The 14,099-nt window shown below is 43.7% G+C and carries 11 protein-coding genes; 7 read left to right on the forward strand and 4 right to left on the reverse strand.

Annotated elements, in window-relative coordinates:
* Positions 1–61: 61 nt before the first annotated feature.
* The 3 genes from R7Z78_RS18770 to R7Z78_RS18780 form a co-directional block, all read right to left on the reverse strand.
* A complete protein-coding gene (locus R7Z78_RS18770; RefSeq protein WP_104975923.1) occupies positions 62–502 on the reverse strand; it encodes a DNA-directed RNA polymerase subunit beta in 441 nt (146 codons plus the stop codon).
* A gap of 118 nt (positions 503–620) precedes the next feature.
* Entirely contained in the window at positions 621–2,807 is a 2,187-nt protein-coding gene (locus R7Z78_RS18775; protein ID WP_104975924.1) for a TonB-dependent receptor domain-containing protein, read from the reverse strand.
* A gap of 263 nt (positions 2,808–3,070) precedes the next feature.
* A complete protein-coding gene (locus R7Z78_RS18780; RefSeq protein ID WP_042521202.1) occupies positions 3,071–4,138 on the reverse strand; it encodes a succinylglutamate desuccinylase/aspartoacylase family protein in 1,068 nt (355 codons plus the stop codon).
* Between the two features lie 330 nt (positions 4,139–4,468).
* Here R7Z78_RS18780 and R7Z78_RS18785 point away from each other — a divergent pair, with 330 nt between their 5' ends.
* The gene (locus tag R7Z78_RS18785; RefSeq protein WP_104975925.1) at positions 4,469–5,008 is read left to right on the forward strand and encodes a DUF3332 domain-containing protein; all 540 of its coding nucleotides are present in this window, start codon (positions 4,469–4,471) and stop codon (positions 5,006–5,008) included.
* A 64-nt stretch (positions 5,009–5,072) separates the two neighbouring features.
* Here R7Z78_RS18785 and R7Z78_RS18790 read toward each other — a convergent pair whose 3' ends face one another.
* Positions 5,073–6,545, reverse strand: coding sequence for an aminoacyl-histidine dipeptidase (locus R7Z78_RS18790; RefSeq protein WP_005381594.1), 1,473 nt, complete (start codon positions 6,543–6,545; stop codon positions 5,073–5,075).
* Between the two features lie 1,024 nt (positions 6,546–7,569).
* Between R7Z78_RS18790 and R7Z78_RS18795 the strand changes: the two genes are divergently transcribed.
* The 6 genes from R7Z78_RS18795 (at position 7,570) to R7Z78_RS18820 (ending at position 13,961) form a co-directional block, all read left to right on the forward strand.
* On the forward strand, positions 7,570–8,859 hold the full coding sequence (locus tag R7Z78_RS18795) for an NCS2 family permease (RefSeq protein ID WP_005381592.1): 1,290 nt from the start codon (positions 7,570–7,572) through the stop codon (positions 8,857–8,859).
* Between the two features lie 264 nt (positions 8,860–9,123).
* The gene (tet(34), locus tag R7Z78_RS18800; protein WP_005381590.1) at positions 9,124–9,588 is read left to right on the forward strand and encodes an oxytetracycline resistance phosphoribosyltransferase domain-containing protein Tet(34); all 465 of its coding nucleotides are present in this window, start codon (positions 9,124–9,126) and stop codon (positions 9,586–9,588) included.
* A 91-nt stretch (positions 9,589–9,679) separates the two neighbouring features.
* Entirely contained in the window at positions 9,680–10,927 is a 1,248-nt protein-coding gene (frsA, locus tag R7Z78_RS18805) for an esterase FrsA (protein ID WP_005381586.1), read from the forward strand.
* A gap of 115 nt (positions 10,928–11,042) precedes the next feature.
* Positions 11,043–11,432 (forward strand): sigma factor-binding protein Crl, encoded by a 390-nt coding sequence (crl, locus tag R7Z78_RS18810; protein ID WP_005381584.1) that lies wholly within the window; start codon positions 11,043–11,045, stop codon positions 11,430–11,432.
* Between the two features lie 121 nt (positions 11,433–11,553).
* Positions 11,554–12,693 (forward strand): glutamate 5-kinase, encoded by a 1,140-nt coding sequence (gene proB / locus R7Z78_RS18815; RefSeq protein ID WP_005383771.1) that lies wholly within the window; start codon positions 11,554–11,556, stop codon positions 12,691–12,693.
* Between the two features lie 17 nt (positions 12,694–12,710).
* Positions 12,711–13,961, forward strand: a complete 1,251-nt coding sequence (locus tag R7Z78_RS18820; RefSeq protein WP_031780851.1) for a glutamate-5-semialdehyde dehydrogenase — start codon at positions 12,711–12,713, stop codon at positions 13,959–13,961.
* Positions 13,962–14,099 lie beyond the last annotated feature (138 nt).

The raw sequence follows: 14,099 nt of genomic DNA on the forward strand, positions 1-14,099 counted from the left end.
CATCAAACAAATAGTGAAAATGCCCTGAGTTTTGTCTCAGGGCATTTTTTATTTATATCGGCTAAAAACAATCCGATGATACGGACAGGCTAAACGTGCCGTCTTCAGGGGCTGAAAATTGTTTATTGCCAGGAAGAAGGTGAGGGTTATTAGCATAAGTGCGATGTGTCGATTTGACCTTTGCAGAATGTCTTTCCGGTAAATCAAAGTGTTGTAAGCCGTCAGATAGATCGTTTGCTTCACCGTAGTCGAAATGTGTTGCGACGTCTTTGGGCTGCTTGGCGTAACGACAGTGATCCGGCTTACCATCTTCGTGCCAAGTTAAAGAGTTAGTTTTTGCATCTAGATTCAGGTTATTTGCTGTTGGCTGTGCGTAAAAATCTTCTGAAACTTGGTGCTTGCTTTGTTCTTGTAAGTAGTCTGCAATGTTCTCAGAAGCTTGCGCTAGGCTACCTACAGGGAAGAAGCAAATCAGAAGAAGCCGTGTTTTTAGATTGTTCATAATGTGTATGCAAGCAAAAGGAAATGATAATACTGATAAATAAAACGGCGTGCAATTATGGCCATTGGATACGATATAACAGGGCAGTTAATGTCTGCCCTGCATCTTTTAGGTATGGTTAGTATTGATAAGTGAGGTGCAGTTTGACTTCGCGACCAGGCGAAGGCACGCCATTAGATAGGTATGCTTCGTAGTAACGATCGGTTAAGTTTTTCACAACCGCGCCAACGCTCAAGCCTTCGACTTGTTGTATTTCCCAAACCACGTAAGCGTTTTGTAGCGTGTATTGCTCACTTGGCGATTTCACTTTTAAATTGTTACCGCTTGCCTTGGTTTTGGTTTGCGCATCATACCAACGGACTTCCCAGCCCGTACGTAAACCAGGAATCCATTCGTAACCTAAACCCAGATTAATGTTTAATGGCGGTACATCAGGATGATCATCATCTGAACCTGTAGAGTCAGATAGGCTACCTTTGTTTTTGCCGCGAATGTAACTTGCTGAGAAATTACTGTAGAAATCTTCAATCCGGTATTGTGAAATTAGCTCAAAGCCATAGTTTTTAAAGCCATCTAGGTTTGTATTCCAGCTTTGTAACTCAGTAGTATTTTTGTCGAGGTTTTCGCCCGTTCGTATATCAACTGTGTCGCTAACATCGTTATAGAACATAGTTAACTCTGTTGCGAGGTTATCGCGAGAGTTCACCAGCCCTTCCGTTAAGTTGATAACGCTTGCTTGATAAGCATGGATACGAGACACGTCCAGATTCAAAGCAGTAGCCGTAGCGGTAGCTCGCGCATATTGCACTGAGTAGATGTTATCAACGGTTGGTGCTTTTAAAGCGTAGGCGTAGGAGGCGTTTAAACGCGTATTATTGCTCGCATCAAAGTCGATATCCAAACGTGGGCTAAAGCCTTTATGCGTCGTTTCACCGTAGTCATGTCCGGCAGCTGGATCATTATAATCCGGTGCTGCGTTCCCTTTTCCTTCACTCTTGATGTATTCGTAACGCAGAGAAGGTGTGATTGTTAGGCGGTCTGTTGCTTGATAGTGATCAGCAATGTAAGCGGCATAAATTGACTGCGTGCCAGATGGTTCGTAGTAAGGGGTGTACCAACCGTAGTTTTTCGCTTCATTACTGTCGTATGATGCGTTGAATACTAACGAGTCTCTATCGGTTTTTTGATATTGAAGCCCAGTGACTAGAGTGTGGTCTCCGAATTGCGCTTGGTTAAACACATCAACGTAATCACGCTCGTAACTCAGCCATGACTCATGACCGTAACTGCCAACAGAAACGAACATTTTCTCGAATGCTACGTCAGGGCGAACCCAATGACGATCGTTTTCGGAACGTGCCATTTTGATATTGAAATCAATATACGGGTTAGTCGGCATGTAGTGGTAAGAGATGGTCGTGGTGTTGTCCGTGTATTTGTTATCGACGGTGTAAGCGTATTGGGCTTTTTCTAATGAGCCGTATTTCTTGATATTGTATTCGGTGATGTTAGGCATTTTTCCGCGGCGGTTAGCCCAAGGTTTACGACCTTCATCTTTGTAGCGAGTGTGGCTAATTTCAAACTCGTGATCGTTGTTTTCATAACCGACCTTTACGAGCATGTTTTCTTGCTCATAACCTGAGTAATCCAGCGTTTCACCACCTCCGACTTTAATGTCATCAGAGTCTTTTACCGAGCCATTCGCTAGAAAATAAAAACCAGTATCGTTTTTACCATAGAGTGTTAGCGTGTAGGCGTTCTCATCGCCGTTGGTGTTGTATGCACTTGAGATGCGGGCACCAAAGTTTCTTTCGCCGTACAGGAGATCATCGACACTTTTGGTTTTAATGCGAATGGAGCCACCAAACTTCCCGTTGAGTGCTCGATAGTCGTGCGCGCCCTTGATAATTTCTGCTTCGCCAATTAAGAACGGATCAAAAAAGAAGGTACCGTAGCGGTATTGTTGAAAGCCAATTGGAGCGCCATCGACAAAGACGGCGATATCGCTTGGATCATCAAAACCACGAATGTTAATACGTTCGCCACCAGAACGACCGCCACCATCTATTGATGCACCGGGAACGGCATCGATCATTGAGGCAAAATTAGAGTACTGTTGCTCTTCAATCTCTGACCAATTAATGGTGGTTTGCGCAGGCTCAGCAATGGTAATAGGTTTGGCATAACGAACGCCTATGACTTCAAGCTCTTCATTTGGCGCTGTCTCGGCATATGAATAAAGAGGGAAGAGCAAAGCCAGTGAAATGAGATTTACTTTGAATGGATGACTTTTTAATCGTTTCATATTGATGATTTATAGTGTTTTTATGAAGCTCGGATTATAAGAACATTATTACGATTAATAAATGATAATGAGATTAATTATCAAATGTGTTTTTGCGATGGCTTGTAAAGTTTTTTATCCATTCGTGGAAACTGCGATGAGTATCGTTAGCTTACATAAAACAAAAAGCCCAGCATCATGGACGCTGAGCTTATTGGCTTTAAACAAGATAGTGCGAGCACTGTTGCTCCTTTTGAGCTAATCAGGCGCCTACTTGGTAGGAATTACTGAGTTTCTAACGGTATCTGTCCGGTGGTCAGCGGCTCGGCATCGAATTCAGTGAGGCCTTCAATATAGCTTTCGACTGCTTGCTCTAAAGCATTATCACCTTGGTTAAAATAGGCAAGGTGGAAAATTGCATCGCCTTCGTTCACCAATGGTAATGTTTGTTGACCGATAACCAAACCACGCTTCGGGGCTTTTAGTTCTATCTCATCATGACCAAGAGGAGAGCTAATATAAGCGAGCGTTTCCCCCTGTTCTACTTTATCTCCCAGATTAACGACAGTACGCAAAATGCCGTTACCTGACGCGCGAACCCAGCTGGTGGACTTCGCTATGATAGGCTCAGGCAGCTTTTTCCTGCTCGCACGCAACATACCAATGGCTTGCATTACGCGCCGAACCCCGAGTACACCAGCGCTTATCGAAAGTGGATCAAAACGCAATGCTTCGCCAGCTTCGTAGGTGAGCACTGGAATATCGCATTTTTCTGCTTCACTGCGTAAAGAGCCATCACGCAATGCTGAATCAACAATCACTGGCGTCGAAAATGCTTGAGCAATACGTAGAGTTTCTGGGTTGCTTAAGTTTGCGCGAATCTGTGGCAGGTTCGTGCGATGAATTGCCCCTGTGTGTAGATCCAAAATGTAGTCACAACGCTTGGCAATGTTGTTAAAGAACCCGTGTGCCATACGAGATGCAAGTGCGCCTTTTTCACTGCCAGGAAAGCAACGGTTGAGATCTCGTCGGTCGGGCAAGTAACGAGATTTATGGATGAAACCAAAAACGTTAACGATAGGTACTGCAATGACAGTGCCTTTCAGTTTTTGTGGATCCAGTTGGTTAATGATCTGACGAACGATTTCTACGCCATTAAGCTCATCACCATGGATAGCAGCATTCACCATTAACACTGGTCCTTCTTGTTTCCCATGGATGATTTCCACAGGAATAGATAAAGGCGAATGTGTATATAGCTTCGCTGCTTCAAATTCGATCTCTAATCGTTGTCCTGGTTGTATTTGATGTCCTAAGAGCTCAAACACTTTGCTTTTTTTACTTCTGGCCATAAACCATCTCTGTCAAATGCGTCACCAGCAATGTAACAATTGCTGCAAAATCGCACTAATCATTCTCATTAAGGACACGACAAATTACTTTAATCGTCATGCGTGAAATTTTGGTGTGTGTGAAGTTTTTGTTTTCAATATGATCTTTTCTATCAGTTTAATACATAACAAGACATAGAGATGAGAGCGCAATAATAGCCTTAAAAAATGTGACTGTATTAAAAATAATACTGTTCATGGAGGACAAAAAAACGGACTTTTAACCCTACTTTTTATCCGATAATATCCGCGCCGAATTTGAGGTTTCACACTTTCTAACTAGAGGTTTTGATGAAAAAGGTAATTGCTAAAATTGGTGCATTGACTGCGGTAGCAGTTTCACTTTCAGGTTGCGTAGGTAGTAATGCCGTGACAGGTTATGTCATGGGGTTTAACTTGAAAGCTGTTGACAACCGTTACGCTCGAGGTGGCCTAAATATGCTTTTAGCGCCTGTTTATGGTGTCGCGATCGCAGCGGATTATATCGTGTTTAACTCTCTAGAATTTTGGACGGGTAAGAACCCGTTAAATGGTAAGCCACATATCTTCGATACAAAGGTAGATACTTACATTGATGTCAATCACCAGTTAGATAAGTCGTTAACGACGGCACCAATCGCACCATTAGCGGATAACCGTGTCATTGAGCAGGGGCGAATGCAGCAAATCGATGAGAACACTGTTCAAATGGATATTACTTACAGTAACGGTGAAAAGGCGACACTCATGGGTGTACGCGATGGTGAGTTTGTTACTTACTACATTGATGGTGAAGTTGCTGCACAAACCTCAATGGATGAATTAGCCGCTTACGCGCAAAACCGTGTGTAGTTGGGTTCAACTAAACCAAAAAAAGGGTGCCGTATGGCACCCTTTGTCATTTTTCGTGATTGAATTATGCTTTCTCTGGAATCGCTTCTAAAAGCGCGACCATCTGATCCCAGTACAACTGAACAGTATCAATCTTCACTTTCTCATCTGGAGAGTGAGGGAATTTTATTGTTGGACCGAAAGAAACCATATCCATGTGTGGGTATGGTTCTTTAAATAGGCCACACTCAAGACCAGCATGGATGACCATGATGTTCGGCTTATGACCGTAAATGCCTTCATACATATCACGGAAAATTGCCATGATCTCGGAATCTGCATCTGGCTTCCAGCCAGGGTAAGCGCCTGAGAACTGAATTTGTGCGCCTGCTAGCTCAGTAATCGAGCGCAGCATGCTTTCCACTTGGCTACGGCCAGAGTCAATGAGAGAACGAATCAAGCAAAGCACGGTGACTTTATTTTCTTCTGTGCTGATCACACCAACGTTTAGAGAAGTTTCAACAACGCCTTCCACCTCATCACTCATACGGATTACGCCGTTTGGACAAGCGTTAAGTGCCGCAATGAATCGTTGCTGATCGGCGATTGAAAATACTTGCGCGTCAGTCGTGATCGCTTCATTAAAGGTTACGATACCTGTTTCGATTTTACCCAATTCAGTTTTAAGCAGCTCAGTGTAGTGGTTGAACAGCTCAGCAAGTTTGTCTTGGTTTTCGACAGGAAGCGCGACAGTAACAAACGCTTCGCGAGGGATTGCATTACGTAAGCTACCACCACGGAATTCGACTAAACGTAAATCAAGCTCTTGAGCATGACCGGCAAGGAAACGACCAAGTAATTTGTTGGCATTACCGCGACCTGTGTGAATGTCACAACCTGAGTGACCACCTTTTAGGCCTTTCAGCGTCAGTTGGCGTGTTACAAAACCTGCAGGCGTTGATTCTCGAGAAATATCGAAAGTCATGGTGCCATCAACGCCACCTGCACAACCCATGTAGACTTCGCCTTCTTGCTCAGAGTCTGTATTTAGAAGAATCTCACCCTCTAACCAACCAGCTTCAAGGCCAAATGCGCCAGTCATGCCTGCTTCTTCATCAATCGTCAGCAGAACTTCGAGTGGACCGTGCTTAATATCTTTAGATGCCAATACAGCAAGGCAAGAAGCCATACCAATACCGTTATCTGCACCAAGCGTCGTGCCTTTCGCAGTTACCCATTCGCCATCGATGTAAGGTTGGATTGGATCTTTGGTGAAGTCGTGTTCAGTGTCTTCGTTTTTCTGCGGCACCATGTCGATGTGTGCTTGAAGTACAACAGCCTTCTTATTCTCCATTCCTGGTGTCGCGGGCTTTTTGATGAACACGTTACCGGTTGGATCACGGCGAACGTCAAAGCCTTGCTCTGTTGCCCAGTTGATAATGTACTGTGCTAATGCTTCTTCATGTTTCGATGGATGAGGGATAGAACAAATCTTATCGAAAAACTGCCAAAGTGGAGCAGGTGATAAGGTACTGATCTCAGAATGGAACTCAGACACGGAGGACTCCTTTTGATGTGCTTTGCCAAATATATACCGTAAAAATATTATCAAGGTAGCATTAAATGCTAGACGATTTGGCCTTCAAATTGCCGTTAGCATACCACCAGATAAGGAGTACGAGTAGTCGCGATCACAAGGATTTCTCTCAGAACTGTCACAGTTTGTGAATACAATAACAAGCACTATGTGTTCTCTATCATATATTCTGAAAGTGGCTTTATTTTTTAATTCATAAAGTTGTAATTTAATTACACATAAACTTTGATAAAGGTCAATTTGTGCATTTTTTGTGATTCCAATCACTAAAATGCTTGTAATTAAATTTCTTGGTGGTATATTTGTAACCAGCTTCTGAGAGAAGAATGAAATGCTCAAAGGATGAGTCCGTTTTATCGCCTCCAAGGAACCGAGAAATCAACGAATGTTTAATTGATTTAAAAGGTGATAGTTATGAAAGGTTTACCAAGTACAATGTTCTGGAATAGCAAGTCTGTTTACACCGGTAACTTTGTATACCCAACAAGCTTTGGCTACTAAGTGAAGTCAACGCATGTGACTCGAACAGTTTGTTCACCCCTATAAATTGGAATTTTTTTTCAGTGATAGTGCTGACATGATTCACCGCCACCCAAATTGGGTGGCGTTTTTTTATCTCTATTTTCTCTTCCTGACTCACTTATTGTCATCAAAGCCTTCTTCTATTCCCCATTCTTCGGTTTTATCGACTTTTCCACCAAATCTGTTAGATACCATGTTAAAAATGGGCCTTTTTCATCTGAAAGTTTAGTACATTGCTCAGTTTTTATTCTCTTTTAGGGAACTGTGTTATCTAGGTTACCTATTGTTTTTTAAGAATATATTCCTTTGCCTACTTTGATAGGTTAGAGAATGTGTTTCATATCCAAAGAAAAAAAACGCATTAGAGTGAAGATTCTATCTAGAATTTGCTATTTGATAACTTTATAATTCCCGCCAATCGATTACGCAACCGTTTACTTTTTTACCTTTACAGGATTCGATCATGCTCGAGAGGCTTTTTAAACTCAGTGAAAATGGCACAAATGTGCGCACTGAGATCATTGCAGGTGTTACGACCTTCCTGACTATGGCTTACATTATTTTTGTAAACCCAGCGATCCTGTCGGATACCGGTATGGACCGTGGCGCCATTTTTGTCGCGACTTGTCTTGCTGCCGCAATCGGCTGTTTTATCATGGGATTTGTTGCCAATTACCCAATCGCACAGGCACCAGGAATGGGCCTGAACGCATTTTTTACTTACTCTGTTGTATTGGGAATGGGTTATACGTGGCAAGTTGCGTTGGCGGCTGTATTTGTTTCTGGCCTTCTGTTCATTCTTTTAAGCGTATTTAAGATCCGTGAGTGGATTATTAACTCGATCCCGCATTCTCTACGAACAGGTATTTCAGCTGGTATTGGTCTTTTCTTAGCGTTTATCGCATTAAAAAATGCAGGTATCGTCGTTGATAACCCAGCGACATTAGTTTCTATGGGAGAGATCACATCATTGCCATCTGTATTGGCCGCGATTGGCTTCTTTCTTACGATTGCACTGGTTCACCGTGGTGTGAAAGGTGCGGTGATGATCGCCATTCTTGGCGTTACAGCGCTTGGTCTTCTATTTGGTGATGTGCAGTGGGGCGGTATTATGTCAACGCCACCAAGCATTGCGCCAACTTTCATGCAACTGGATTTCTCTGGTTTGTTTGAAGTAGGCATGATTTCCGTCGTATTTGCTTTCCTATTTGTCGATTTATTTGACACCGCAGGTACGCTCGTTGGCGTTTCTCAAAAAGCTGGTCTAACTGATGAGAATGGCAACATCCCTCGTTTAAACAAAGCGTTACTTGCAGACTCAACAGCAACGTCAGTAGGTGCATTACTTGGTACCTCCAACACGACATCTTATATTGAAAGCGTTTCTGGTGTAGCTGCGGGTGGGCGTACTGGTCTAACAGCCGTGGTTGTTGGTGTACTCTTCCTACTTGCTCTATTGTTCTCACCACTTGCGGGTATGATCCCTGCTTATGCAACGTCAGGTGCGCTATTCTATGTGGCGATCTTGATGCTGTCTGGGCTAGTAAGCATTGATTGGCGTGACCTAACTGAAGCGTCCCCAGTTGTTGTGACTTGTTTAGTTATGCCGCTAACATTCTCGATTGCAGAAGGTATCACGTTAGGCTTTATCGCATACGCGGCGATCAAGTTATTCAGCGGTAAGGGCCGTGAAGTGTCGATGAGTGTATGGGTGATGTCAGCCATCTTCATCGTTAAATACCTCGTCGGTTAATTTCTCGAGCAAAAAGCCAGTGTGGATTTATTCACGCTGGCTTTTTCTTTTTTTACGTTGCTCACAGAAGACGGTTTTTCTGCGGAATAGGCAGAGAATTTTGATATCACCGTTGGTATTAGCGGTGTGTTTCGGTAGAATAATCGTTTGCGCAGCTTGAAATCCTCGTCTCCAAACATTTTGGAGAAGTTAGTGAGCATTCCGCTTTTGAGTGACTTCGCTAGATTTTGAGGATGCATATTTTCAAATTATTAGGTTATTACAATGAGTAAAAAATTCATTATCACTTGGGATGCAATGCAGACTTACTGCCGTGAACTGGCTGAAAAACAAATGCCAGCTGAGCAATGGAAAGGAATTTGGGCGGTAAGCCGCGGCGGTTTGGTTCCTGGCGCTATTTTGGCTCGTGAACTGGGTATTCGTTACGTTGATACAATCTGTATTTCAAGCTACGACCATGATCATCAGCGCGATATGACTGTACTAAAAGCACCTGAAGGTGATGGCGAAGGTTACCTAATCGTTGAAGACCTAGTAGACAGTGGTGATACAGCGCGCAAACTACGTGAGATGTATCCAAAAGCGAAAATGATCGCTGTGTGTGCGAAACCATCAGGCAAAGAGCTGCTGGATGATTACGTTGTAGATATTGCTCAAGACACTTGGATCGAGCAGCCTTGGGATATGTCAATCCAGTATGCTGAGCCAGTAAACCGCAAGCAAAAATAAGCGCGGTTAAAGAATATTGAGAAATGCCCCTTTATAGGGGCATTTTTTTTATTATGATATTAAATCATGCTAATAGCCTAGGGTTCTTCCTATGTCTGAAGACGTCAGTAAAAATCTTTCCGAAACTTTGTTCGTGAAACATAAGCAAGCAAAAGAAACCTCCGCGCTTACCCAGTACATGCCGACCAGTAAAAAAATACTTGATGAACGAGAAGCGCAGGGTGATCGTGCTTGGTATCGTCATTTGCGTCGCTTGCAATGGGCTTGGCAAGGATTGTCTCCGATCGAAATGGAAGGCGTACTGTCCAAAATTGCTTCATCATCTCACTCGCGAACCAATGATGATTGGTTAGACACTGTAATGGGTTATCACAGTGGTAACTGGACATTTGAGTGGATCAAGCTTGGTATGGATCATCAGAAGCGAGCAAATGAAATGCAAGGAGAAGAGGCAGCGGATGAACTCTTCACTGCTTCTTTGTGTTTTAGTATTGCAGGCTACCCACATTTAAAAAATGACAACTTGGCATCGCAAGCTCAAGTTCTGGCAAACAAAGCGTATTCTGACGGCGCAGAAAAAACTAAGTACACCATCAAGCAAATTGAAGTGCCTTACCAAAATCGCAAAATCATCGCGAACCTCCATTTACCAAGAACGGATAAACAGTTGCCTGTGGTAATGGTGAGCGCTGGTTTGGATACCCTACAAACCGACATGTGGCGTTTGTTCCGTAATCGTCTTGCACCGCGAGATATTGCGATGTTAACCGTGGACATGCCTTCGGTAGGGCATAGCTCTCATTGGCCCTTGACCGAGAATTCAAGTTGCCTACATCAAGCGGTATTGAATGAGCTTTACTCGCTACCTTGGGTTGATCATCACAAAGTGGGGTTAGTTGGGTTTCGTTTTGGTGGTAATGCAATGATCAGACTCTCTTTTGTCGAGCAGGAAAAGATCAAAGCTTGTGTCGCTCTAGGCGCACCCGTACATGATATTTTTACTTCCCCTCAGAAGTTACAAAAAATGCCGAAGATGTATTTAGATCTTTTGGCTTCCCGTTTGGGGAAAAATGCGGTTGATATTAATAGCATGGCTGGTCAGATGATGGCGTGGTCATTGAAGGTTCAGGGCTTCCTGAGCAGTCGAAAAACCAAAGTGCCTATTTTGGCTTTGAGTCTTGAAGGCGATCCAGTGTCGCCACACAGTGATAATCAACTTGTTGCTCTATTTAGCCAGTATGGTAGAGCAAAAAAAATCAGTTCCAAAACAATTACAAAAGGATATGAGCAATCCCTCGATTTAGCCATAAAGTGGCTAGAAGATGAATTATTAGGGTGACAATTCTCCTAAATTAGTTAAGAGTGATATATCTGAGCAAAAAATAAGCTCATGATAATTAAAAATAATAATCATTCTTGGGTGTTTACTTTTAACTATGAAAACGGAGATTCATATGTCAGAGACGACTCAGGGCCCGACTCACTTTCGCTTGATGTCAAAGTTGAAGGCGATAGGGCCTTACCTGCGCGAACCACAATCGCAAGAAGGGCGCTATTATTTTGATTGTTTATCTGTATGTGTAGACGACAAAAAATCGCCTGAGAAGCGTGAATTTTGGGGCTGGTGGATGGATTTGGAATCCATCGAGGGAGGCTTTACTGCTAAATATCATATTGGCAAGTACAACAAAGAAGGGCAATGGGTATCTGAAGCCCTTCCCAAAAAAGTGGTAGAGGAAGTGTATCTCACGCAGAGCACATTCCATCAAAAGCTGGTTGATACTTTAGAAGAACACTTCAAATTAGAAGTCGAATATCACACGGAGTCTTTCGATTTCGCTTAATTTGGTTGTTTTCATTTAATACCAAACAAAAAGGTGCGAAAACGCACCTTTTCTCTTGTTAATTCCCTATTTGATTGTTAAAACATCCTCTCTTTATTTGTTTTTCACTTCAGAAGACATCATGACAACGAATCAACAAAATGCAGTTGTTTCACAACCACAAACTGTCGTTGTGAAACTGGGTACAAGTGTGCTGACAGGCGGCACTCTGGCACTCGACCGTGCACACATGGTTGAGTTAGCACGCCAGTGTGCTGAGCTTAAAAAACAAGGCCATTCAATCGTAATGGTTTCGTCTGGTGCGATTGCAGCAGGCCGTGAGCATCTTGGTTACCCCGCATTGCCCAACGAGATGGCGAGTAAGCAGTTACTTGCCGCGGTGGGGCAGAGTCGCTTGATTCAAACATGGGAGTCTTTGTTTGGTATTTATGGTATCAAGATCGGCCAAATGCTACTAACCCGTGCCGATTTAGAAGATCGTGAGCGATTCCTTAACGCGCGTGACACTATTAATGCGCTCGTTGCGAACGATATTGTTCCTATCGTAAACGAAAATGATGCCGTTGCGACTAGCGAGATTAAAGTTGGCGATAACGACAACCTTTCCGCTTTGGTAGGCATTTTATGTGGTGCAGATAAGCTCTTGCTTTTAACTGACCAAAAAGGTCTGTTTACTGCTGACCCTCGTAAAGATCCGAACGCAGAGCTTATCAAGGAAGTAAAAACCATCGACGATACGCTGCGTAAAATCGCAGGTGGAAGCGGTACAACATTGGGTACTGGTGGTATGGCAACGAAGCTGCAAGCCGCAGACATCGCTCGCCGCGCAGGTATAGAGGTTATTATTGCTGCTGGTAGTGCGCCGAATGTTATCTTTGACTCTTTAAGTGCTGAACCTCAGGGCACGCGCTTCCTACCTTGCGCTGAAGCCTTAGAGAATCGTAAACGCTGGATTCTAGCGGGACCTGCGGCATCGGGCGACATCGTTATTGATGATGGTGCAGTCAATGCTGTGGTCGGCAAGGGCAGTAGCCTACTTGCTAAAGGGGTCATCAAAGTTAGTGGTGACTTCGCACGAGGCGAAGTAGCGCGTGTAACAAACGCTCACGGTAAGTTGGTGGCTCGTGGCATCAGCGCCTACTCAAGTGATGACCTAACTAAAATTACGGGTAAGCACAGTAAAGATATCATCTCTATTTTGGGTCATGATTATGGCTCTGAGGTGATTCACCGCGATGATTTGGTCGTCATTCAGGAATAGAATTAGAGGGAAGCAAAGTGGATTTAACGAATATGGGTAAAGCTGCTAAAGATGCAGCTTTCGAATTAGCGACAGCGTCAACTGCGCAAAAAAACCAAGCATTAGCCATCATTGCTGATGAGCTAGAAGCAAACTCTGCTGCTATTTTGGCGGCAAACGCTAAAGACATCGAACTTGGCCGTGAAGCGGGTTTAACCGATGCGCTGCTCGATCGCCTTTTGCTTAACGAAGAACGATTGACTGCAATTGCGAATGATGTTCGCAACGTCATTAGCCTGAACGATCCTGTAGGCAGCGAAATAGACAGTAAGGTACTGGAAAATGGGATGTCACTGTCTCGTCGTCGCGTGCCGCTTGGTGTCGTGGGCGTAATTTATGAAGCGCGTCCAAACGTAACCATTGATATCGCAGCGTTGTGCTTGAAAACCGGCAACGCAAGCATTTTACGTGGTGGCAAAGAGACCTTTTTCTCGAATATGGAATTAGTGAAGGTTATTCAGTCTGCGCTCGCAAAGGCGAACCTTCCTGCCGCTTCTGTGCAGTACATTGAAAAACCAGATCGTGAGCTTGTTTCTCAATTGCTTAAGTTGGACGATTACGTCGACATGATCATTCCACGCGGTGGTGCTGGCCTACACAAAATGTGTAAAGAAAACAGCACGATTCCGGTGATTATTGGTGGCTTTGGTATCAGCCATATCTTTGTCGACGAATCCGCTGATCTAGAGAAATCCCTGAATGTGGTTGAGAACTCTAAAGTTCAACGTCCATCTGCGTGTAACTCATTAGATACGCTGCTCGTGCATGAAAAAATTGCAGCGCAACTCCTACCAATGATCGTAGAGCGCATGAACGATAAAGTGACCTTCGTGACAGAGCCTAAGGCAAAAGCACTGATGGCTCAAGCAACACAAATTCGCGATGCTGTTGAAGGTGACTTTGATACGGAATGGTTGAGCTACACTCTTGGTGTAAAAGTTGTGTCTGATGTGAAAGATGCCATTGATCATATGCGTGTCCATAACGCGAGCCACTCAGATGCGATCATGACCAATAGTTTGGAAAACTCAGAACTGTTCATCAATTCTGTCGGTTCGGCGGCGGTTTATGTGAATGCTTCAACGCGCTTTACAGACGGTGCGCAATTTGGCCTTGGCGCAGAAGTCGCAGTATCTACACAAAAGCTACATGCACGCGGTCCGATGGGCTTAGAAGAGCTAACTAGCTACAAGTGGGTTGGTAAAGCGAACTACTTAGCACGCAGTTAACACATTCGACGAGATCTTGAGTGAAAAAGGGGCCTTTGCGCCCCTTTTTGTTTTGTCTAACATACCAATTCCGCTACACTACATGAGCTTTTATTTCGGTTTGAAAGCGTTATACCCAAATAGCTTTAATAGAGTCCG

It is taken from the genome of Vibrio sp. 1167 (assembly GCF_033340375.1).
Classification (GTDB): Bacteria; Pseudomonadota; Gammaproteobacteria; order Enterobacterales; family Vibrionaceae; genus Vibrio; species Vibrio alginolyticus.